The 22,553-nt window shown below is 26.5% G+C and carries 24 protein-coding genes; all 24 read right to left on the reverse strand.

Going from position 1 to position 22,553, the window contains the following annotated elements:
* Positions 1-5: 5 nt before the first annotated feature.
* A complete protein-coding gene (flgL, locus tag ASUIS_RS11105) occupies positions 6-1,148 on the reverse strand; it encodes a flagellar hook-associated protein FlgL (protein ID WP_118887167.1) in 1,143 nt (380 codons plus the stop codon).
* Positions 1,145-2,449, reverse strand: coding sequence for a flagellar protein export ATPase FliI (fliI, locus tag ASUIS_RS11110; RefSeq protein WP_192894456.1), 1,305 nt, complete (start codon positions 2,447-2,449; stop codon positions 1,145-1,147). The genes flgL and fliI overlap by 4 nt, the downstream gene beginning before the upstream one ends.
* The gene (locus ASUIS_RS11115) at positions 2,449-4,416 is read right to left on the reverse strand and encodes a tetratricopeptide repeat protein (RefSeq protein WP_118887691.1); all 1,968 of its coding nucleotides are present in this window, start codon (positions 4,414-4,416) and stop codon (positions 2,449-2,451) included. Before ASUIS_RS11115 ends, fliI begins: the two co-directional genes overlap by 1 nt.
* A gap of 30 nt (positions 4,417-4,446) precedes the next feature.
* Complete coding sequence (gene flhB / locus ASUIS_RS11120; protein ID WP_118887169.1) at positions 4,447-5,493, reverse strand: flagellar biosynthesis protein FlhB; 1,047 nt, start codon at positions 5,491-5,493, stop codon at positions 4,447-4,449.
* Positions 5,494-5,507: 14 nt separating this feature from the next.
* The gene (locus tag ASUIS_RS11125) at positions 5,508-6,257 is read right to left on the reverse strand and encodes a flagellar biosynthetic protein FliR (RefSeq protein WP_118887170.1); all 750 of its coding nucleotides are present in this window, start codon (positions 6,255-6,257) and stop codon (positions 5,508-5,510) included.
* Positions 6,257-8,215: a flagellar hook-length control protein FliK gene (locus ASUIS_RS11130; RefSeq protein WP_118887171.1), complete on the reverse strand. Its 1,959-nt coding sequence runs from the start codon at positions 8,213-8,215 to the stop codon at positions 6,257-6,259. Before ASUIS_RS11130 ends, ASUIS_RS11125 begins: the two co-directional genes overlap by 1 nt.
* Before the next feature lie 5 nt (positions 8,216-8,220).
* Entirely contained in the window at positions 8,221-8,682 is a 462-nt protein-coding gene (flgC, locus tag ASUIS_RS11135) for a flagellar basal body rod protein FlgC (protein ID WP_118887172.1), read from the reverse strand.
* A gap of 14 nt (positions 8,683-8,696) precedes the next feature.
* Positions 8,697-8,993 (reverse strand): flagellar hook-basal body complex protein FliE, encoded by a 297-nt coding sequence (gene fliE, locus ASUIS_RS11140; RefSeq protein ID WP_118887173.1) that lies wholly within the window; start codon positions 8,991-8,993, stop codon positions 8,697-8,699.
* Between the two features lie 10 nt (positions 8,994-9,003).
* Positions 9,004-9,339, reverse strand: a complete 336-nt coding sequence (locus ASUIS_RS11145; RefSeq protein WP_118887174.1) for a hypothetical protein — start codon at positions 9,337-9,339, stop codon at positions 9,004-9,006.
* 68 nt (positions 9,340-9,407) lie between these two features.
* Positions 9,408-10,226 (reverse strand): P-loop NTPase, encoded by an 819-nt coding sequence (locus ASUIS_RS11150; protein ID WP_118887175.1) that lies wholly within the window; start codon positions 10,224-10,226, stop codon positions 9,408-9,410.
* Between the two features lie 2 nt (positions 10,227-10,228).
* Positions 10,229-11,377, reverse strand: a complete 1,149-nt coding sequence (gene flhF / locus ASUIS_RS11155) for a flagellar biosynthesis protein FlhF (RefSeq protein ID WP_118887176.1) — start codon at positions 11,375-11,377, stop codon at positions 10,229-10,231.
* A complete protein-coding gene (locus ASUIS_RS11160; protein WP_118887177.1) occupies positions 11,374-11,769 on the reverse strand; it encodes a hypothetical protein in 396 nt (131 codons plus the stop codon). Before ASUIS_RS11160 ends, flhF begins: the two co-directional genes overlap by 4 nt.
* Positions 11,753-12,130: a hypothetical protein gene (locus ASUIS_RS11165; protein WP_118887178.1), complete on the reverse strand. Its 378-nt coding sequence runs from the start codon at positions 12,128-12,130 to the stop codon at positions 11,753-11,755. Before ASUIS_RS11165 ends, ASUIS_RS11160 begins: the two co-directional genes overlap by 17 nt.
* Positions 12,131-12,138: 8 nt before the next feature.
* On the reverse strand, positions 12,139-12,444 hold the full coding sequence (locus ASUIS_RS11170; protein ID WP_118887179.1) for a rod-binding protein: 306 nt from the start codon (positions 12,442-12,444) through the stop codon (positions 12,139-12,141).
* Between the two features lie 113 nt (positions 12,445-12,557).
* Positions 12,558-13,427 carry a FliM/FliN family flagellar motor switch protein gene (locus tag ASUIS_RS11175; RefSeq protein ID WP_118887180.1) on the reverse strand — a complete coding sequence of 290 codons (870 nt, stop codon included), beginning with the start codon at positions 13,425-13,427 and terminating at the stop codon, positions 12,558-12,560.
* Positions 13,428-13,439: 12 nt separating this feature from the next.
* Positions 13,440-13,751: a flagellin gene (locus ASUIS_RS11180; protein ID WP_118887181.1), complete on the reverse strand. Its 312-nt coding sequence runs from the start codon at positions 13,749-13,751 to the stop codon at positions 13,440-13,442.
* A gap of 79 nt (positions 13,752-13,830) precedes the next feature.
* A complete protein-coding gene (locus ASUIS_RS11185) occupies positions 13,831-15,828 on the reverse strand; it encodes a tetratricopeptide repeat protein (RefSeq protein ID WP_118887182.1) in 1,998 nt (665 codons plus the stop codon).
* Positions 15,829-15,842: 14 nt separating this feature from the next.
* The gene (locus ASUIS_RS11190; protein ID WP_118887183.1) at positions 15,843-16,172 is read right to left on the reverse strand and encodes a hypothetical protein; all 330 of its coding nucleotides are present in this window, start codon (positions 16,170-16,172) and stop codon (positions 15,843-15,845) included.
* Positions 16,173-16,224: 52 nt separating this feature from the next.
* A complete protein-coding gene (locus ASUIS_RS11195) occupies positions 16,225-18,282 on the reverse strand; it encodes a flagellar hook-basal body complex protein (RefSeq protein WP_118887184.1) in 2,058 nt (685 codons plus the stop codon).
* 79 nt (positions 18,283-18,361) lie between these two features.
* Positions 18,362-19,822, reverse strand: coding sequence for a flagellar hook-basal body complex protein (locus ASUIS_RS11200; protein WP_118887185.1), 1,461 nt, complete (start codon positions 19,820-19,822; stop codon positions 18,362-18,364).
* 9 nt (positions 19,823-19,831) lie between these two features.
* Positions 19,832-20,515, reverse strand: coding sequence for a flagellar hook assembly protein FlgD (locus ASUIS_RS11205; protein ID WP_118887186.1), 684 nt, complete (start codon positions 20,513-20,515; stop codon positions 19,832-19,834).
* 9 nt (positions 20,516-20,524) lie between these two features.
* Positions 20,525-20,812 (reverse strand): FliM/FliN family flagellar motor switch protein, encoded by a 288-nt coding sequence (locus ASUIS_RS11210; RefSeq protein ID WP_118887187.1) that lies wholly within the window; start codon positions 20,810-20,812, stop codon positions 20,525-20,527.
* Positions 20,813-20,884: 72 nt separating this feature from the next.
* Positions 20,885-21,544: a FliH/SctL family protein gene (locus ASUIS_RS11215; protein ID WP_118887188.1), complete on the reverse strand. Its 660-nt coding sequence runs from the start codon at positions 21,542-21,544 to the stop codon at positions 20,885-20,887.
* Positions 21,544-22,551 (reverse strand): flagellar motor switch protein FliG, encoded by a 1,008-nt coding sequence (fliG, locus tag ASUIS_RS11220; RefSeq protein ID WP_118887189.1) that lies wholly within the window; start codon positions 22,549-22,551, stop codon positions 21,544-21,546. Before fliG ends, ASUIS_RS11215 begins: the two co-directional genes overlap by 1 nt.
* Positions 22,552-22,553: the final 2 nt, after the last annotated feature.

Here is a 22,553-nt window from a genome sequence, read left to right on the forward strand (position 1 = left end):
GTTAGTTAATTTAAAAAATTAACTAACGACAATTGATTCGTTTTACTAATTGTTGAATAAAGAGCTGTATATGTTAACTCTAAAGCTTTTGCTTCTATTGCAACTTTTGCTAAATCAACTGAACCTAATTCTTGAGATAAAATGTCATACTGCGTTAACTTAGAAGAAACTCTCTCTAAAGAAATTTCAAATATCTTATTTTTTCCACCTAAGTCAGCATGGGCAATATTAACAGCATCAAAAACTTTAGTCATTTCACCTGAATATTTAGCAACTAAAGCTTTAGCATCTTGATCAGAAATTGGATTACCTGCACTATCAACTTTTTTTAATGCATTTACAGTATCATCTATAAAATTAAAAATATTTGTTTTTGCCTCAAATTTTGTACCATCTATGTTTGGTAAAGTTCCACTAAAGGTAGCTGGAGTCAAACCATCATTTGTTACAGGCGTTATTGTTTCTGTTGTAGCATTTCCATTTAAATCATATTTTGTTAAAGTATCATTTGTTGGAGAATTTAACTTCCATTCATTACCATTTTGATCAATAATTCTATCTGTTTCTTTGAAACTAAAAGATTCTCCTTTAAAAGCAGTTGAAGATGGATACATCATCATATCATATCCATTAATTCCTCTGTCTCTATAAGATCCTTCTTCTACAGCAACTTTTCTTAATTGGCTATCACCCAGATAAGTTATTTTACCATTTACATCTTTTTCAAATGGTCTTATTGATGAATTTGAACCAGCAAATATATACTCACCTTCAACTTGAGTATTTGCTAATTGATAAAGATTTTCTTTAAGTCCACCAATACTAGTAGCAATCGCTGTAAGTCCATCTCTTGTTGTTGTTGCTGTATTAGCCTTAACTAATTCCCCTGTCATATAATCTAGAATTTTTTTAATTTCTGCCATACTTGAATCAGCTACTTTATTTTGAGCTTGAGTTTTTTGGATTTGAGTTTTTAAACCTTCATATGTTCTTACTTTATCATCTACAGAGATAATTCTTGAATACAACATAGAATCATCACTTCCAACTTGAAGTTTTTCTTTTGTACTTGTTTGATAAGTAAGTTTTTGTTGTAGAGTATCTAAATTACTCAATCTATAAAACATTTGTTCTGTTTGATTTATCATTGTAAAACCTTTCTAAACATTGTTACTATCTCATTAAATCCGAAGACTTTTTGAGTATCTTGGGTTAGAAATTCTCTTATTTGTTCTTTCTTTGACATCGCATTGTCAAGTTCTGGATCCATACCAGTCTTATAAGCGCCAACTCTAACCAACACTTCATTCTCTTTTATTAATGATAATACTCTTTTTAACTTTAAAAAATCATTATAATGCTCTTTATCTACGACCTTATCCATAACCCTTGAAGCTGATTTTAGTAAATTTATTGGTGGATAAAATCCTTGTTCCGTTAACTCTCTTGTTAAAACAATATGTCCATCAAGAATAGATCTACTTTGATCAGCTATTGGATCATTCATATCATCACCATCAACTAAAACTGTAAAAAATGCAGTAATTGAACCCTTTTTATTATTTCCAGCTCGCTCCATTAATTGAGGCAGTAGCGCAAACACTGAAGGGGGATAACCACGACTTACAGGAGGTTCTCCCGTACTTAATCCTATTTCTCTTTGAGCCATTGCAAATCTTGTAACAGAATCCATCATTAATAAAACATCATGTCCTTTATCTCTAAAAAACTCAGCTATTGCCATAGCAGTAAATGCTCCATATTTTCTCATTAGTGCAGATTCATCTGAAGTTGCTGCAACAATTACTGTATTTTCTAAATTATTATCTAAATTATAATGGATGAACTCAGGAATTTCTCTTCCCCTCTCACCAATCAATGCGACAACTTTTATTTGAGCTTCACAACCTTTTACAATCATTCCCATAAGTGTTGATTTACCAACTCCAGAACCTGCAAAAATACCAACTTTTTGACCTTTTCCACTTGTTAGCATAGAATCAATAGCTTTTACACCTGTTGCAAATTTTTCATCTATTATCCCTCTCTCAAGGGCTGGCATAGAAAGCTTATTTATTGCCGCATTTTCTTCTAAATCTGTAATTTTTCCCTTATTGTCAATAGGTTCACCTAAAGCATTAATAACTCTTCCTAATAAACCATATCCACACTTTACAGTTAGCCCGTCTTTTTGTATATAAACCTTATCTTGAATTCTAAATCCATCAATAAAAGAAAAAGGAACTATTGTAAAAGATTTATCATCAATTGATGCAACCATACCTAAAACCGTATATAAATGCTGAACCGATTCTATTTTTACAATGTCTCCAACCGCTACTTCTAATCCCGTTGCAGTTAAAGTAGTTGTTGCAATATTTTTTATTCGTCCAAAGGGAATAGAAAGATTTGTTGAATCAATTTTATTTAATATATCTTCAATATCCATCACATCTCATCACACATTTTTTTATATAAACTATCAACACTATCTTTTACTTCTTTACATTTTGAAATATATTCATTTTTTTTAGTTTTATTTCCCATAGTATCATATAAATTTAAAATATCATAATAAATTTTTACCTCATCATTAGGTTTAACTTTTCTAGTATTTTGTAAAGATTCTAATAATAAATCTATTGATTTTTGATTATTATTTGATTCTTTTGCAATTCTTGCCAATTCTGTTTCAACAAAAGGAGAATATATAAAAGCTTTTAATTCTTTTTGTTTATTATATAACTTGTTTAGTATCTCATTCGCTAAAGTTTTATTTTTTCCTTTTAATAAATCCAAATAATAATCATAATAAAAATCTATTATTATTGGATTATTTTCATTTATTTTTATAAAATCTTGATTTTTATTTGTATATGCAAAAAACCTTTCCATAGCAATAGGTTCAGATTTTTGTTTTAATATTTGGTATCTATATAAAAATTCGTTGGCTAAAACACTTGGATCATCTACCATTTCGACTTTTGTTGAGAAATCTAAAGCGTCATCCATTAAACCTAGGTTATAAGCCATTTTTTCTAAATACAAATAAATATTTGCATCTCTTGTTTTAATAAAAGTATCTTTTATTTGTAAATAAGCTCTTTCATATGGAGATTCAACTAAACATTCAAAAAAAGCATATTTAATAGCTTCATCTTCAATTAATTTAACTAAAGTTTCATTTCTTGAATTTTTTAAAATATCGTTTAATTCAATACATTTTCCATGAGCTAAATAATCTTTTATTATATCAATATTTATCTCATCATAAATATCACTAATACTTTGATAGCCAAATCTTTTTACTATCTCATTTGAAACTTTACTATAAACTTTTTCAGCTCTTAAAATAAGATCATATTTTTTATCATTTTTGTCATTCATTAATTCTTGTAAAAGTGCTTTTTGTTGCATTGCTTCATCTTCTGGATATTTTGAAGCAACCACAGCTGGGCTTAAAAAACCTTGTCTCATTAAAATCTCATCCATATATGTCTTTGCATTTTTTGAATAAATACCTTGTGGATAATCATTTATAATATCTTTATACAACTCTTTTGCTTTTTCTAAATAATAATTAGTTCTATCATACATAAGCATATAAGTATTTGCTAATTTAAATTTAAAATCTTCTATTACATCTTCTTTTGTTGTTCTTTTTAATAATTCTTTTAAAATTTCAGAAGCATGTTCTGGCATACCAGCTTTTATCAATCGATTAACTTTTTTATTTGCTAAATATGAATCATTTGCATAAAAATCAATATTAGTTTTTAAAACTTGAGTTATTAATTCATTTGCTTTATCATATTTTTCATCTAAAATATATACATCAAATAATTCATCAGCAACAACAGTGGCAACTTTTTTATCACTCGTAACTGTTAATATTTCATATAAATATTTAGTTGCTTTTGTATAATCTTTTTGATATTTATAAACTTTTGCAAGGGAAATTTTTCCATAGGTTTTAGTTAATTCATCATCAAAATTATCTATTATAATTTGTGCAAAATATTTGGCTTCTTCTATTTTATTTACTTCAAGTTTTAATTCAACCAAAATCATATAAGCTTTTGCTAAATCATATTGATTGATTTTTGAAGAATTTATAGCCATTTCCAACTCATTTGCAGCTTCTAAAACCAATCTTTTAGACTGTTTTTTTAAAGCCAATTCTGAATATAAAATTATACTATCGGAAGTTAAAACATTAAGTTTATTTTTTTCTTTAAAATCTTTTACTTGGGTATAAGCATCATCTATTTTTCCATCTTTAGCAAGAATTCTTGCATTTTGTAAAATATCAAATCCATCATTTATTGATTGTTTTCTTTGTTCTGATATTTGAACTCCAGAAGAATCAATAAAACCATAATAAAAATCTTTTTTAGCATATAAAATGTTCAACATTAAAAATATACTTATTAATACTTTCAATTTTTACCTTTTTCTTTTTAATTCATAAATATATGAAAATATTTCAGCCATTGCTTTATAAAATTCACTAGGTATTTCTCTATCTACATCTATTTGATCATATAAAGATCTTGCAAGTGCAGGATTTTCTATAATTGGTATTCTATGATCTTTTGCAATTTCTTTTATTTTAATAGCTAAAAAATCTATCCCTTTTGCTACAACTTTGGGAGCAGAATCTACTTTATTATTATATTTTAAAGCTACAGCATAATGAGTTGGATTTGTAATAACAACATCAGCCTCAGGAACGGAACTCATCATACGCTTTTGAGCCATCTGCATTTGAATTCTTCTAATACGCCCTTTTACTTGAGGATCTCCCTCCATATTTTTAAATTCATCTTTAATCTCTTGTTTACTCATTTTTAAAGATTCAATATAATAATGTTTTGTAAAATAAAAATCTATTATAGCAAAAATAAAAAGAATAAAAAGAATAGCTGAAATAAAATAAACTGTTAATTCAATCATTGTAGCAATTGTTGCTGTTGTTTCTTGATTCATCATTGCTAAAAATTTCTGATAAGTTAATGAAAAAATAATACACATTACAAACATAATTAACAACAGTTTTGCTGTTAATTTTAAAGCCTCGATAAGTTTTTTGAATCCAAAAATATTTTTTATTCCTTTTATTGGATCTAATTTCTGTAAATCAAATTTTAAAGGAATAGCCAAAAACCCAAATTGAGCTAAATTACTAATAAAAACCAGTAATAATATTATTACAAACAAAGGAGCTAATGCCTTCAAAAGTGTAACTGTAAAATGATAAGTTATTGCAAAAAACAATGGACTATCTAATTCTTGACCTATAAAGCTATATGAAAACATCATAAGCTTTTTTATTTCAAGTAAAGAATAAGATGAAAAAAAAAGTAAATAAGCTGTCCCAAATGTTAAAATTGCTACTCCTGAGATTTCTGCTGATTTAGCAACATTTCCTTCTTCTCTGGCGTCACTAATCTTCTTATCGGTGGGGTCTTCTGTTTTGTCATCATCTGCCATATTAAAACCTTAAATTATTGGAATTTCGTAATATAATATTCTGTAAATGCTTCTGTAAATATTTCCATACCAAGTATTAAGAAAATAAATATTAATGCAAATTTTAATTGGAATGTTACAACAAATGGAGAAAATGCAGGCATTGATTTTGTTCCATATCCATAATAAACATCAAGAATAAATCCTATAAAAAATAAAGGTAATGCAAATGCAAATGCAAATGCGAACATTCTTTTTATTTCATCAATAGCTAATTGAACTCCATTGTATGAAAAAATATCAAAACTTCCTAAATTTATCATAGAAAAACTTTTTACTAAAATAACTAAAGTCATTTCATACATTCCTGTTTGGAAAAATAACATTAAAGCAATCCAAAAAAGCAATTTTGCAATAATTCCTTCTTGACCACCAGTTGAAGGATCAAACATAGCAGCCATTGATAAAGCAGTTGAATACTCAACAAATTCACCAATTATTCTAACTGAAGAAAATATAATATTAATCAACATTGAAGCCACAAGTCCTAATGTTATTTCAGATATTAAACTTATTAAAAAATTATCTTGGGTTATATTTGACGTTATATCAACTAAAGGGAAAATAAAAATTGTTATATAAAAAGCAAAAGCTATTCGGATAGTTGGACTAATTGCTGCATGTCCAAAAACTGGCATAAATGCAACAAACGACAATATCCTTGCGAGCAGTAAAAGAAATTGATATAAGATTTCTTCATTAAGTAAAGATAAAAATGCCTCCATTACATATAGTCTATACTTTTTTCTTCTATATCTCTATTTTCTTCTTTTAATTGTAAAACTGACTGTGTATCCATTTGTTGTTCAAATCTTCTATTATTTCCTTGACCTTGATTACTATTTGATGATTGGTTATCACTATTTTGATTTGAAGAACTAAAATCTAAATTAAATTTAGTACCTTCATCAAATGTTTTATTTAATGAATTTTTTAACATATTTTGATTTTCCATCATAGTATCTAATGTAACATTATTTGAAACATTCATACTAATTGTTAAACCACTATTTCTATCATTTTTCATTAAAATTGCAATAGAACCTAACTCTAAAGGATTTAAATTTATCCTAAAAGCAGTCATTGGAGGCTTATAATTTTCATACATTTGTTTAGCTATATCTGACATCATCGCTGACATTTGTTGTTTTGCACCTATGATTCTTGATTGTATATTATAAGATAATGGGGAATTTACATTAACTGTTGCATCTTCTGCTAAATTTAAACTATTTTCTAATAAAGCACTACTTGCTTCAATAGATTGTGTAATTAAATTTTTTACGTCTAGACTTTTTACATTTTTTTCTAAAAATAAATTATCAATTAAATTCTTTTTAGTCAATGAGTCTATATCAGTTTTTTTTATTTCAACTTTTTCAATATCAATATTTTGTTCAATATCCATATTTTCCAATCCTAAATCCAACATTTCAGCACTGGTTTTAATTGCTTGCATTGAATTTCCATCTTTTAAAATAGATATAGCTTCATTTTTATTAAATAATGATTGATTATTTATTTTATTTTTTTGCGAACCCAAATATATACTTGAAATAAAATCTTTTGCAACAACATCTTTTAAAGGAGTATCAATATCACTATTTATAGTGTTTATAGTTAGTTTTTCATTATTCTTTAAAATTAATTGATCCATTAATGATAATTTTTCTTCTTTTTTAACAACTACACTTTCTTGTTTAGTTACATTTTCTTCAACTGTTTCAACAGGTAATAATGAATTTTCTTCAATATTAGAAATATTATCAGTATTCAATATCGTACCATTGTTGTTTAATATTGTATTAGCAGATTCTTCTTCAGGAATAATTACACTACTTACAACTTCTTCTGTACTTACACCATTTTGAGTTTTTACTACAAATTGCTCCAACAAGACATCAGTAGAGTTTACTTTTTGTTCTTTATTTTTTACTTCTGTATCACTTGTAACAATATTTTCTTTTGGAATTACAGGTGTAGTAAGATTATCTTGGGGAATTACTGGAACTGATGTATTTAGATTTTGTTTTACTTCTTCTGGAATTACTTCAGGAATAATTTCTGTTCCTAAATTATTTGTAATAATATTTTCTTCAATTATTATAGAAATATTAGGATTTTGTTTTACTTCTTCTGGAATTATTTCAGAAATATTTTCTGTTCCTAAATTATTTGTAATAGTATTTTCTTCAATTATTACAGAAATATCAGGATTTTGTTTTACTTCCTCTGGAATTATTCCAGTAATATTTTCACCATTATTTAATTTAGTAACATTTTGTTTATTTATTTCTGAAGGAATAGCTGTAGTTTCTTTTAGATTTTTTTTAGCTTCAAGAATTAATCTATCTAATAAAGAAGTTACTGAAGTTTGTTTTTGTTCTTCTGTTTTTTCAGGTTCAACTTTCGTTGACTCCAATTCTAGATTCTCTAATTTTATTTCTTCTGATGCTTCTAAACTATCTACAACAGCCTTTTCATCTATTTTTACTTCTTTTACTGTAGCAGTTACAGTAGTTGTATCATTGATTATTTTTTCTTCTTTTACTGCTGAACTATTTGATAATAAAGAATCAAATAAAGAAGGTTTATCTTTTACTGTTTGTTCAGAAGTTGAACTTGCTGTATTTGTATTTGTTGTTTTTTCACTCGAAAGTAAATTATTTATTATATTTGACATTTTGATTACACATTTAATATATCTAAAGTCTTAGAATCAATATTTTTGTGAGTATTAAATGAAGCTACATTTGCTTCATAAGATCTCATTGCTTCTATTAAATCTACCATTTCTACAACAGGATTAATATCAGGATATGCTACATAACCTTTTTCATCAGCATCTGGATGAGCTGGTTCATATCTCATTACAGGTTTAGCATCTGATTGAACTATTGATTTAACACCAACACCTCTTAATGAAACATCCGAATTTTTATTATTTGTAGTTTCAACATCATTTGTGTTAGTTTTTTTACTATTTGCTACAAGTATATCTTCAAATACAACTTGTTGTTTTTTATAAGGACCACCTTCAGCTGTATGAGTAGTTTTTGCATTTGCGATATTTGCACTTACAACATTAATTCTTGTTCTTTGAGCACTCATACCAGAAGTTGATACATTATATCCATCAAAAAAACCCATCTTAAATCCTTTAACTAAATTTGCATTCTCATAATTTCTTTATACGCATTCAAAGCCTTATTTTTAACTTCTAATGCTAACTTCATAGATAATTCTGCTTCTTCTATTTTTTGAACAGCTTCTTGTAAATTAGTAACTTTTCCTGTTGCGATACCTTCCATAGCATTGTATCCTTCTACTTGATCACCATTTACCTCAGATATTGCATCATTTAACATATTTTGAAAAGATTTATCTTGACTTGGTAGTGCTTTACTGTTTGTATTTAAACCTAAAGAACCTATTGAATCTGTTATTGAAGAAATATTCATAATTTACCTTTTACTTAGTTTTTTTCTGATTTTTACTATTTGCATCTGTAACATCTTTAACTGTCAATTCATTTAACATAAGTTGAATTTTTTCTTCATTGTATTTAAAATTAAACTCATTTCTTTTGTTCTCAAGACTAAAAAGACTTATAATCAAAGAGAGCATCATATTACTGACACCTTTTAAAACTATCGTTACCAAAATTATACCTAAAATCATCTCCATAGGAGTAAATAAATCAGCATTAATTATAAAAAATATTAACGTTGCAAAAAAACCAGTTGCTATGTAAAATCTAAATACACCACTATTTATTACAGTTTGTGAGAATCGTTCTATTATCATGATTCTCTACTTCTTATAACAATAGTAATAGAATTTATTGAACTTAGTTTTAGCACTTAGAACAAACCTTAATGAATATTTTTTAGTAACTTATCGATTATCAATTGTAACTGCTTTGTTGTTTCATCAGATGAAAATTCATTGGCAAATAATTTTCTAAGTCTTCCTGTTGTAGAAATATTTGCAGAAGTTGAAACGTTTCCTATATATTCTACCATAAAATCTTTATTTAAACTATTTTTTTTTCCCAAATTTATTAAAGAGTTGGCTATTGTTTCCCCTATTTGATAATTTCTAGTATGATTGAAACTCAGCATTAATTTGCTTTTTTCAAGAGAAAGCATTTTCATCAAAGAATATACATCAGTTAAAGCACTAGGATCGGTAGTTGTTATTGCTAAAATATTATCAGAAATTGATAAAAATTCTTTTACATATTCATTTAATCCAGCACCCGTATCAACAAGTAAAATATCAAAATCATTCAAAGAAATAATATCTTTTACAATTCTAGAAAAAACAAAACTATTTCTATGCGAACTATACTGATAACCACTTCTTCCTGCAATTAAATACACATTAGAATAAACTGTTGAAGAAATTACTTCATCTAAAGTTTTAGTACCATCAATATATTCAAAAAGTGTATTTTGAGGTTTAATATCAAATAAAACTTGCATATTGGCTAAACCAATGTCTGCATCTAAAACAGCAACTTTAAAACCTCTACGCGAAAGTAAAAAAGCCATATTTGCAGTAAAAGTAGATTTTCCAACTCCTCCTTTTCCAGAAGTTATTGTTATTAATTTAGTTTTAGAGTAGTTTTTTTTTACTCTATTAGTAAGTTTAACTAACTTACTAGCTTGAGAAGAAATTGTATCAAACAATTTTATCTCCTAATGCATTGTTTATTCATAAAACAATCAATTAAAAAAGTAGAATCTGAAACTATTAAATCATCTGGTACATTTTGTCCAATAGAAAAGTATGTAATAGATTTTTTTGTTTTATGGGCAAATGAAATAAGATTCCCAAAACTACGAGTTTCATCCAATTTTGTAAAAGTTAAATAATCAATAGAAAGTCTTGAATAGTTTTTATAAATTTCTAATAAATCACTATGTTTTACATTTGCAGGAAGTACTAAAATCTTCTCAATTGGTAACTCTTCAACTCTTTTTTGATATTCATTTATAAGCTCAATTTTATCAATATCATATTGACTAGAACCTGCCGTATCAATAAAAATATAATTACAATCTTTTAATCTTAAAAGTGCTTCTGATAATCCTTCAGGTTTTTTTACGATTTCTAAAGGCAATCTCATAATATTTGTATAAGCTTGTAATTGCTCAATTGCTCCAACTCTAAAAGAATCAAGAGTAACAATTCCCACTTTATAATTTTGTCCTAATTTATAAGCATATCTTGCTGCTAATTTTGAAATTGTTGTAGTTTTTCCAACACCAGTTGGTCCAACCATCATTATTATCTTTCTTTGATGCTTTCTTAGTGGAACTTCATGTTTTATTGGTATTACTCTTCTTAAAATCAATTTAAAAAAATCATTAACTTTTTTTGGATTTGATTTTAAAGCAATAGGTAATTGTTTAATAGTTTTTTTCATAATAGTATAAGTCATTTCTTGATCAAACTCATTTTGTTCAAAAATATTATACATAGATGCAAATTCAGGAGGAATAGTTAAATCATACAATTGACTTTTAGGATTCCAAATAGATTTTTGAACTTGTTCTAAAACACTTTGCATTTTAAGAATCTCTTCTTTAAAATCATAAACTTGTGTTTTTATAGCTTCTGAATTAGCTGTTGCTTTACTAATAGCTGTTTTTGTATATTGTAAATTTTTCTTTTTTTGTTCATCTTCTACTGCTACAACAACTTCATACATATCTTTTCCATTTTGTTGTGTAGATATTTTTTTTGTAGATATTACAATAGCTTCTTCTCCACATTCTTCTTGTGCTTGACGTAGTGCTATTGTTGGTGTTTCTCCTAAAAAAGATAACATATTCATTTTATTCTTCCATCTTTATATATTTGCTCTATTGTTCCATCAACATTTTTTATACGAATAAAATCACTGTTTTCATAAATAACTTTACCTTTTTTTTCTATTTTCACACCACCAAAATTAAATATTACCGATTCATTTTCATATTTTTTAACATCTTTTATACAAATTATTGTATTTTTATTTATATAGTGTGTTGTTATATAATCTTCATTTTGTAGTTGACTTAATTTTAAAGGGATACAAGATTTATTTATTTCATTTACATTTTGTGCAACAACTTTAGAACTATCAACTTTTTCTTCAAAATTTATAGCCTCTTTTGAAACTACAACACTAATAGCGAAAACATTAACATTTAATAAAAAAACTAAAAAACTAAGCTTTAATATCAAAGATTTTCCCTCCATTTGCAGCAGTAATCTCAGAAACTAAATCTTTATACATCTGTTGAACAGGTAATACAATTGATGCTAATTTTTTATTTAGTTCATAAAGTTCTTTTAATTCTACTTCTAATAAATCAACACTTGCTCTATAAATATTAACATCCACTCCTTCTTGAATTTTTGATACAAGTTCTTCATTTAATTTAGTTTTCAATAAAGTGATTTCATCTATCATTATATGTTTTTCATCATTTCTTTTTAGAAGTTCTTCATGTTTCGCAGCTTTAATATCTTCAATATCCTGTGTAATAGAACTTTTTAATTTTATTATTAAATCTGACATATTTTTTATAGTATTTTCAATCATAAGAACCCTTATTTATTATTTTGTGTTAAAAACTCATATAACATAGTACTAATTCCTAAACTTCCAGTAGAACTATCTGCTATAGACTGAGTATACATTCCTTTTATTATATCAGAACCCGCACCTTCTCCTGCAATATTTGTTGTTCTTAATGATACATCCATAATCTGGTTTAAGAAAAATGATTCAAAATCATTACAAACTTTTTTTAACTGTTCAGAATCTTTATCTTTTAGGCTTTCTTGTTTAACATTATCAAATTTATTAACCTGTAAAATATCTTTATTTACTAAATTATTACTACTTATTTCCATTATTACAACCTATATAAAGAAGTTTTCTTCATTTAAAATATCTTGTCAATTAACATAATTTATATTTTCACAATCTCTATTCTATTTTAGAAATTTAATTGAATAATCATAAATTATAAGCCTATGTGATTTAACCTAAACTCTTCATTTCCAATTTTTTTAATTTTAAGTCCAAATTTACCTTCAACAATAACAGCCTCACCTACTCCAATTTTTACACCATTTACTAAAACTTCTAAAGGTTCGTTTACCATTTGTTCAAGTTCTATAATTTCTCCGACATCCCATCTTAAAATGTCTTTTAATAAAACAACTTTCGTTCCTAATCGAACACTTAATTTTAATTTTATGTGGTATAAAAGTTCAAGATTTTTTGGTGTTTGAACAGTTGGAGTACTTGGATAATTGTAATTATTATTAGAAACAATTGTTGAAGAATCAGTGTGTTTTGTCTCTTCTGATTCAACTCCTGTAATTGAAGAGAAAAATGGTAATATAATTTCATCAAAATATATAATAATTGGTAGTTTTTCATCATCTAAAGATAAAATTATTTCATAAATATTTGTTTTATCTTCCAAAGAAGAACCTTCAACAATTGTTGAACTTTTTACTTCTGATTTTATAGATTCAATATCAGGTAAACCTTGTGCATTTACAGATGTACAAAAGCTTCCACAAATATTTGAAATGATTTCATTCACAGCATCTGTAATTTCATCATCTATATGTTCTTTTAAATCTCCCATTCCACCAAGCATTAAATACTCAAATTTAGTTGCAGTAAGTGCAGGCACAAAAAAAGTTAACTTTGCAGAAATGCCCTTAAAATCAAACTTAACCACACATTCTACTAGTTGAGTGGAATCAAAATTATCACTCACCAAAGCTACAATAGCTTCAATTTGAGAGCTTTTTGATAATAGTTGTTCTAAAGTATTTGAAAGTTCTTCTTTAAAAATATTTGATAAATCTGATGCCAATTAAAACTACCTTTATTTATTTTGAGCTTCTAACTCTTGTAATATATAGGCTTTAACTTTCATCATATCCTCAGTTGGATATTTATATTCAGCGTCACCTCTTGTTACTTTTACAAAAAAGTCTTTTGAACTTTTGTTGTATCCAAATCTTACATTATCTAAAATTATCTCATTTTTTTCAGCATCATCTGGAGTACCTAATGCTTTTTTATACTCATCTTCTTGAATTACTTTATTTTTTTCATCAACACTATTAACTTTTTGAATCTTTTCTAAATTATTAACTTTAGAATTATCTATTTCTGCTATTCTTCCAATTTCCATAGTATTCTCCTTAAAAAAGTAACAATTTTAAGTTATTATAGCAGAATTAAATTAAATTATTTAGGATTCTTAATACAAACTATAAAGATTCTAAATACTCATCAAATCCTATTAATTTAAAATCTATCAACGAATCAAGATAAGGTTGAACTAGAAATTGTTTAGCACTTGAAATTTTTAAATCTTGTATTAATTGAATGGCAGTTAAGAAATCAGCATCAGGATCATTTAGTATAACTTTGATTAATGATATTTGTATAGAAGCGTCATTATATCTTCCTGCTTCTAATAATGCTGCAACCATTAAATACATACTATATTTATCTTCTTGTTTATATTCTGATTGCAAATACTCTAATGTTTTTATTGTTTCATCAGGAGAATTAAAATGTAAATCTCTTAAAGCTTTAGTTCTTAAATAAGAAGGTGTTTTTTTACCAGAGATATTCATATCAGCTTTTGAAAAAATACCCAAACCTTTTAAAATATCAACATAATATCTTGTTATAATCAATGGACCTTCTAAAAACTGATTATTTAAACTTAAAGGAATAGAATCTTGTAATCTAGCATAATAAGTGTAGTCACTTTCGCCCTTTCTTCTTTGTACCATTCTTATTAAAAATGTTAATGGATCTTTAAAATGTTCATCTAATAATGTGTGATTTTCATCTATTTTTCCACTTTTCATTACTTTTAAAAAATCTAGTGCTTTATAAAATATTGTATTTTCATATTCCAAAGGCTTATCTGAAGATGTGAATTGAGGATTTATAAATAATTTATAAATTTCTTTAGAAAAATAATTATATAAACCATTATCGCTTTTTATATTATTCTCAATATATTCTTGATCTTTTATTTTAATATTTAATCTATTTGCTGTAATTATATACATTATTGAATAAAGTTTATTTCCTGGATTTAGTTTATATGCTCTTTCGAAATATTTAAAAGCATTATTAAAATCATTTATTTGAGCACACGATAAGGCTAAATTATAAAATATATATGATTTTGTATCTTTAGTCAACATTTTTTGTAATTCAACTACTCTAATAATAGGATCTTCTTTTACAATTTTCAGAAATTTTGCATTATACTCAACCATCTCTTCAAGATTAAGAATGCTTTCTTTTTGATTATAAATAAAACCTTTTAAACTGTCATAAATAATTTCTTGAGAATCTGAAAAAATAAAAGGTGCAAAATAAAAAATAAAATCTATTTTTCTATTATCATCAAAATTTATAACTGAATTTAAATATTGGCTAGATGTAAATTTATTTTGATTAAAGAAAATTTCTAATGGCAACTCAGTATTTGCTTTAAAAGTGCTTTTTCTTTCATTTATTAAATCTAAAGTCTCTTTTAATTGGTCAATATTATTCATTTTAAGATTTGTAAAACTCAAAAGCCATAAAATTTTATCAATAGTATTAGGATTTACATTTTGTTCTTTTGCTTTTTTTAGTAATATATTTGCTTTTTCATAATCTTTTAATTTTATATAAATTAATGCTTTTTTCAAATCCATAGCATAATCCATTGTATTTAAAATTTCTAAAGCATTTTCATACTCTTTTAATATTATATATGTGTCAGAAAGCATTCTTTTTGAATGTTCAGATAAATTTTTGTACTTTTTTGAGATTTTTACAATGGTATCAAGATATTTATTATCTTTTGAAATTTGATATAAATAATAACAAGCTGCCATATAGGGATAAGTATGGGTATTAGCATTTTCTGATTTTTCGTAAATTTTATTTAAATATACTATTGCATTATCAATAGAACCTAATTTATAATAAGCAATTCCCATATTTAAATATGAAGGTATTTCTAATATTTTAGAAGTTTTTTCAAAAAGCTTAATTGCCTCTTCGTATTCATTTTTACTTAAATGTAATACTGCTTTATTAAAATCAATTTGTAATGCTAAATTTTCCTGAGATTTTTTTAATTTCTCAAATTGAAATATTATTTCAGGCTGAGATTCAGTTAAATCATCATTAGCATATAAAGTACTATTGATAAATATTGTTGATAATAATAATTTATATACTAATTTCATTGTTATACTAAAACCTAAACCATTGCATTAACTTGAGCATAAAGCTCTTCATTTCTTTTTTGTAATTCATCTAATTTATTTTTTAAATTAATATTTTCTATACGCAATTCTTGTAAATCATCTCTGGCAACTTGTAAATTTCCTTGATTTGATTTTAATGTATTTGCACTTATTTTTACTTGTTTTTCGTATCTTTCAATTAAAGATTCAAACTTGTTAATTTCTTCTTGTAAAATATTTTTTTCTTCATTCACTTTCTTGTATAAAGATTTATAAACGTTAGAACTTGAAAAAAAGTAGAGTAATAAAACTCCTAGTACGACAATTAATAAAAAATTTTCCAAATTTATCCTATTTAAATATAAATAGGGTAAAAAAATTACCCTATTAAAAAAATTATCTTTTTAGATTGATTAATGTATTTAACAACTCATCTGAAGTTGTAATTGATTTTGCATTTGCTTCAAAAGCTCTTTGGAATACCATTAGATTTACTAAACTCTCTGATAAATCTGCTGTACTTAACTCTAAAGTTTTTGATTTAATTTCTGCTGTTTTATTATTATTTAAATTATATACAGGTTCACCAGATTCATTTGTTTTTGCTAATAAGTTATTTCCAACTGGATTTAATCCTCTATTGTTATTAAAAACAGCAATAGCAACTTGTCCTATTGCAAAATCAGCTCCATCTTGCTTCATTGTAATTAACCCTGTACTATCAACAGAAAATTCTCCAAAAGCAGAATCTGAAATACCCAATGTATCAAGTCTTAATTGTAAACTTCCTTTTGATGCTGTTTGATCAACTTTATTTATTATTTCTATAAATTCAGCTCCTGCACCTTTTCTTCCTGAATAGTTTGCATTTACATCTATTGGCGTTCCAGCTAGTTTCATACTTCCTGTAAATTCAACATCATAATTCGAATCTAAAGTTTCTAAAACTAAATTTCCATTTACATTTCTTGCCGTTACATATTTAGATAAGCTAGGATCTGCATTTAATCCATTAATAATATCATCTAAACTTGTAGCTCCTGCAATATTTATTACTCCACTGCTTGGAACAGATATATTTTGTCCTATTTCTTTATCATAAATACTTATTGCATAAGTATAATTTTTTGCTGTTCCATCTATTTGTAAATTACCTGTAGTATAAACATCTTGTTGTTTTCCTGTAATTAATTTACTTAAAGCTTCTTTTGATGTTTCTAATCCAGCAATTCCCGAACCTTTTGCAGCAGCTGTTTGTGTTTGGAAATTTCCTTGTAATATAGTTTTATTAGCTTCTTCACCGATTTCTGAAATTCTAAATTCTTGTCCTGGTATCAACGATTTTATTTGTATTATACCTTTTAACATATCCGAATTTTTTGTAGATTTTGTATATGTTTCTGTTATATTAAATACATCTGCGCTTCCAGAATCAATCGCCATTGTTGCAACTAAACCTGGCATATTAGAAATTTTATCTGCCATTGCTTTATACGTAGCTATTTTCCCTGCTAGTTTATCATATGCAGCATTTTGTGTATCAGTTAATGTATTTGGAGCAGCAATTGTTCCTGGGTTAACCAATCCATAAGCTGTTATTTCTGCTGGACTTAATGAATTATACAAGTCAACTTTTAATGCTTGACTAGCTGTTGATACTATAAACTCTTGTGATTTCTTTTCACCATTTATATAAATATATATTTGATGTCCATCAGCCCCTATTATAGAATCTGTTCCTGATTTAAAATTTACTTGAGAAGTTTGAGTAATTGAAGTTGAAGATAAAGCATCTGGCTCATCTTTTAATTTTTGCAACCAACTCGTATAATCTTTTATTGCTTCTTCTATATCTGATATTTTAGCAGACTTCGTTTTTGCTCCATCCCCACTAAAAGCAGTAGTTGAATCAGATTTTGCAGTAAGATTATAATCCGTTGCTTTTGCAGTAACTGTTTCAACATAAGTACCATGTCTTATTATTTTTGAACCTAATAATTTTGTATAGTCATTATTAAAAACACTCACATTAGGATTTGTACTTGTTACATCATTTTGACTATCAATTGCAGTCATCATCCAGCCTTGTACTTCATTTCCTGCTGAATCTTGAAGGGTACCATTATCACCCATTCTAAAATTTCCTGCTCTTGTATAAAAGGTTTCTGCTGTTCCTAGAGTATTTTTATTTACTACTGAAAAAAATCCATCCCCATATAATGCCATATCATAATTTACACCTGTTAATTTTGAACCACCTTGTGTATACAATTTCTCTGCATCAAGTACCGTTGAACCTTTTCCGATTCTATCTTGGTACATTTGATCTGCAAATGAAATTCTTGAGGCTTTATATCCTATTGTATTTACATTGGCAATATTATTAGATTCATTATCTAAAGCTTTTTGTTGTGACGCTAATCCTGAGATTCCTGTCCAAAGTGCTCCAATCATGACTGATCCTTTATTTATTAAGGTTATGAACTTAAATGTTCATATATTAATACTAATTTATAGAACTAATATAAAAACACTATTTTTTTAATTCAATGGCTGTTTTTAACATTTCATCAGAAGTTGTGATAGATTTAGAATTTGCTTCAAAAGCTTTTTGATACACCAATAAATTCGTTAAAGTACTTCCCATATTTGCAGTACTTAATTCCAATGAACTACTAACTAATTTATTTAATTTACCAGCATAAAATGCTCTTCCTGATTCTGCAGAAGTTTGATAAACATTATCACCTTGAGGTAAAAGTCCTTGTTGATTTGTGAAATGAGCTGTTTGTAACTTCCCAATTATAAACTTATTATCTCCATCTTTTAAAAAAATCACTCCTTCACTTATTTCAATTTTACCAGAAGTATTTTTAGATAAATTAAGATTTGATAACTTTAACTGAATTTCATTAACAGTTAAAGATTCTTGCCCAACTAAAGATAAAGTACTTGTTATATCTAATAACTCTGCATTAGAAAATTCTAATGCACTTTTTAATGCATCTCTTGAACTATTAACTAATCCAAGGCCTGTTCCTAAACTAGCATTTTGAGTATTTGTAATTGTTAAATAATTTTCATTTATTTGAGCATCTTTAATCGTAACTTCTTTTGCTGGAATCAAAGAATTAATAGTTAACATTCCTGTTGTAGGGTTAACTGAAGAACTTAATCCTTTAATATTTGATATTTTATCGGAAAATTTTTTCATAGTAGTTTCAATATCAGTATCAAAAGATTGAGTTATTTCTTCATTATTTATTGTAATTTTTATAAAATCATTTTCATTAACTAATTGACTCATAGAAGTAGCTAAATTTACATTTGTAATTTGAGAAGCAGATGGTGAAGCTACTGCTGTTGAATTCGATGAATATAAATCTAGTTTACTTTTATAATCAGCTATTAAAGCTTCAATATCTGCAACTTGTGCTGATTTTGTTTTAAATCCTGCTCCACTAGTACCTTTGTCAACAGCCGAAGTATTATAATCTGTTGTTCTTGCATTTATTGTTTGTAAGAAATTTTCATTACTTATAGTTTTAGATACAATATTTTTCGTATGACTTTCATCAAACTGAGTTTTTGCAGGATTAGAAGTCACAACATTATTTGACTGGGGAGTTAATCCTAACACTTTCATACCATTTTGAGTTTGCAATAAGCCATCTTCTGCCATATAAAAGTTACCAGCTCTTGTATAAAAAGTTTCATTAGTTTTTCTCTCAGAAACAATAAAATAACCTTTTCCTTCAATTGCAACATCATAAGCATTATTAGTTAATTTAACATTTCCTTGTGTCATAACTTTACTAACACTATCAATGCCAGTTCCTTTTCCATAGCCATTTTGATACATCATATCTTCAAAACTAATAGTATCAGCTTTATGTCCCACAGTATTAACATTAGTAGAATTATTAGATTCAACATTTAATGCTTTTTCAAAAGCTGTTAAACCAGAATATCCATTCCATAATCCACTAATCATTTTAAAACCTTAAAATATTTTTGTAATTGTTGAAAATGGTAAAGTAGTTAATTGATCAGAATATACAGCGACAGAAACACCTGCTAAAGTATATTTATGGTCAGTAATTGCTTTATTATTTTCATCTAATATCGTTAATTTACCATTACTTACTACAGGAACTCCGGGACTTGAGATAAGAACTTTTTTACCTGTTTTTACACCTTTATCATCAAGAATTTCTCCAGCAGCGTTATAATTAACTACCTTACTTTTTGTTGCATCAGTTGCATCTGGTATAACAATTCTGTCTTCTAGATATAAAATTTGTTGAGCTTTCACTTGAATATTTCCATTAACATTTTCAACTGATCTTACAGTATAAGCTTTACTAATTCCATCTGCACCAATATTTCCATCTTCAATATTTTTTCCAATAATTCCAGAAGCATTAGATAAAGATGACTGAGAAAATGCAGTTTGCATTGATTGCATAGCTTTTATCATTTCTTGGTTTGTATTAATTGATGACATTTGCATTTGAGTTGAAAGCATTTGTGCTGAATCCATCGGTTTTGTAGGATCTTGTAATTTTAATTCTTGTATCATCAATTTTAAAAAATCATCATTTGATAATTTGTCATTACTTATTGCTGTTGTATAACTATTCCCATCTACACCGACACTTGAATTTACTTCTACTGTACTAGCCATTTTAATCTCCTATATCATATGTTCTTCAAAGAAATATTGAACTACATTATCAGAATCCATAGCATCTTGAACTCTAACAGCCAATTTATCATCAATTACAATTATATCACCTGTTCCAATAATTCTAGTGTTTACATAAATTTCACCACCAGTTCCAGCAGCTTTATGTAAAGAAATAATATCTCCATCACTTAATTTTAGAAATTCTGAAACTGTTATATTAGTACTGCCTAACATTACATCTACAACTATCTCTGTATCAACTAATAAATCGTAATCTCTTTCACTAATTTCCATTTAAATACTTTACTTGTTATTTTGATAAATTATATCATAAAGTTATAGTATTTAATAAATGATTTTATTTTACTAAATAATCAAATCTAAAGAATCCAACATAGTTGAAACTTTTGATTCAATATTTCCATCAAAGTTTCCAAGATCACTTGCTATTACAACACCACCTGCTGTAACATTTGCATCACTTTTTAATTCTATAAAAGATTCTAAATTTAACTGACCTTTTAAAACTTCATAATCTTTTGGGTTAAGATGAATTTGCACCTTTGATGCTGTTTTTATTTTATCTAAAAGGTGATTTATTGTTTGTTTTGCAATTTTTGATGAATTTTCACCAACTTCAATACTTATTATTTTTTGGGCAATTGAAATAGAAGTTTTCAATAATTTGGTTTCCATTTGGAAAGTTGCTTGTTCAAAAAAAGCAGCATAATGTTTTAAATCTCTTATTGCTTGAACAACTTGTGCATCAATATCTTTACCTTTTATTCCATCACTTTCAATACTATCAACTTTTTGCGATATTTCATTTAATTTAGCTGTTAAATTTCTTACTTCAATTAAAACAGGATCTATTCTTCCATTTATTTCTCTATCATCTAAAGTTGTTTTAGAATTAATAACACTATTAGTATCAACTTGTGAATTAATAAAATTACCTAATTCATATTTTTGAACTTCTTCATTTTTAGTTAATATTTTTGCACTAGAATATACATTATCAGCCATTAATTATTCTCTCTATCAATGATTCCATCTTCAATCATTTTCTGAGCAACATCCAACATTTTTCTTTGTGCGGCTTCTATATCTTTAATTTTAACTTTATTTGACATTTCAAACTCTTCTTTAAATCTATCTCGCCCTCTTTGAGACATAGCAGATGTAACTTTTTCCATATCTTCTTCAGTAGCATTTTTCATTGCTATTACAACATCACCTGTATCCACATTTTGTAAAATTCTCATAATATATTCAGAATCTAAATTTAACAAATCTTCAAATACGAACATATTTTCTTTTATTTTTGTAGCTAATGAAGTATCTATACCATTAATATTTTTCAAAATATCTTGTGCTTTTGGACCCAATTTATTAAGCATATCAGCTACAACTTTTACTCCACCAACATCTACAATCGAAGATAATAAAGATTCTAGTTTCTTCTCTAAAACAAGGGAAATTGTTCTTACAACATCTGGAGAAACATCTTTTATCGTAGCTATTTGAATAGTTACTTTTACCCTTATTTCTTCGTCTAATTGCATAAGAACCTCTGAAGATTTATTAGGATCCATATGAGATAATATTACTGCAATTGTATGGGGAGACTCATCTTTAATAAAATCGCTTAATTGTTTTGGATTTATTCCATCTAAATATGAGAAAGCCTGCGAAGCCAATTTCATTCTTGATAATTTGGCTAATACTTCATCTGCTTCATTTTTTCCAAGTGATTTATATAAAATTTCCCTAGCAAAATCATACCCACCAGAACTAATAAAACTTTTTGATCTTGTATATAAATGAAACTCTTCCAAAACAGCTAGAGATACATCTTTATTTATTGATGTTATTTGTGTTATTGCAGTTGATATTGCTTCAACAGTATCTTTAGGTAAATGTTGAAATATTTTTACTGTAGATTCTTCTCCAATTAATACAAAAAATCTAGCAACTTTTTCCATCATTGACATTCCTCTTAGAATATCATTTTCTTTTGTACTTTCAGCCATTA

The sequence above is a fragment of the Arcobacter suis CECT 7833 genome, from assembly GCF_003544815.1.
GTDB classification, from domain to species: Bacteria; Campylobacterota; Campylobacteria; order Campylobacterales; family Arcobacteraceae; genus Aliarcobacter; species Aliarcobacter suis.

Coding starts and splice junctions, on each gene's coding strand:
- ASUIS_RS11130 (WP_118887171.1), bottom strand. CDS start 8,215: ATGTCAAATATAATAAATAATTTACTTTCGAGTGAAAAAACAACAAAT.
- fliI (WP_192894456.1), bottom strand. CDS start 2,449: ATGGATATTGAAGATATATTAAATAAAATTGATTCAACAAATCTTTCT.
- ASUIS_RS11145 (WP_118887174.1), bottom strand. CDS start 9,339: ATGATAATAGAACGATTCTCACAAACTGTAATAAATAGTGGTGTATTT.
- ASUIS_RS11115 (WP_118887691.1), bottom strand. CDS start 4,416: ATGTTGAACATTTTATATGCTAAAAAAGATTTTTATTATGGTTTTATT.
- flhB (WP_118887169.1), bottom strand. CDS start 5,493: ATGGCAGATGATGACAAAACAGAAGACCCCACCGATAAGAAGATTAGT.
- ASUIS_RS11215 (WP_118887188.1), bottom strand. CDS start 21,544: ATGGCTGATAATGTATATTCTAGTGCAAAAATATTAACTAAAAATGAA.
- ASUIS_RS11180 (WP_118887181.1), bottom strand. CDS start 13,751: ATGGAAATTGGAAGAATAGCAGAAATAGATAATTCTAAAGTTAATAAT.
- ASUIS_RS11200 (WP_118887185.1), bottom strand. CDS start 19,822: ATGATTAGTGGATTATGGAATGGATATTCTGGTTTAACAGCTTTTGAA.
- ASUIS_RS11210 (WP_118887187.1), bottom strand. CDS start 20,812: ATGGAAATTAGTGAAAGAGATTACGATTTATTAGTTGATACAGAGATA.
- flgC (WP_118887172.1), bottom strand. CDS start 8,682: ATGGGTTTTTTTGATGGATATAATGTATCAACTTCTGGTATGAGTGCT.
- flgL (WP_118887167.1), bottom strand. CDS start 1,148: ATGATAAATCAAACAGAACAAATGTTTTATAGATTGAGTAATTTAGAT.
- ASUIS_RS11125 (WP_118887170.1), bottom strand. CDS start 6,257: ATGGAGGCATTTTTATCTTTACTTAATGAAGAAATCTTATATCAATTT.
- fliE (WP_118887173.1), bottom strand. CDS start 8,993: ATGAATATTTCTTCAATAACAGATTCAATAGGTTCTTTAGGTTTAAAT.
- ASUIS_RS11195 (WP_118887184.1), bottom strand. CDS start 18,282: ATGATTGGAGCACTTTGGACAGGAATCTCAGGATTAGCGTCACAACAA.
- ASUIS_RS11170 (WP_118887179.1), bottom strand. CDS start 12,444: ATGGAAATAAGTAGTAATAATTTAGTAAATAAAGATATTTTACAGGTT.
- flhF (WP_118887176.1), bottom strand. CDS start 11,377: ATGAATATGTTATCTTTTTTAGGAGAAACACCAACAATAGCACTACGT.
- fliG (WP_118887189.1), bottom strand. CDS start 22,551: ATGGCTGAAAGTACAAAAGAAAATGATATTCTAAGAGGAATGTCAATG.
- ASUIS_RS11205 (WP_118887186.1), bottom strand. CDS start 20,515: ATGGCTAGTACAGTAGAAGTAAATTCAAGTGTCGGTGTAGATGGGAAT.
- ASUIS_RS11165 (WP_118887178.1), bottom strand. CDS start 12,130: ATGATTGAAAATACTATAAAAAATATGTCAGATTTAATAATAAAATTA.
- ASUIS_RS11185 (WP_118887182.1), bottom strand. CDS start 15,828: ATGAAATTAGTATATAAATTATTATTATCAACAATATTTATCAATAGT.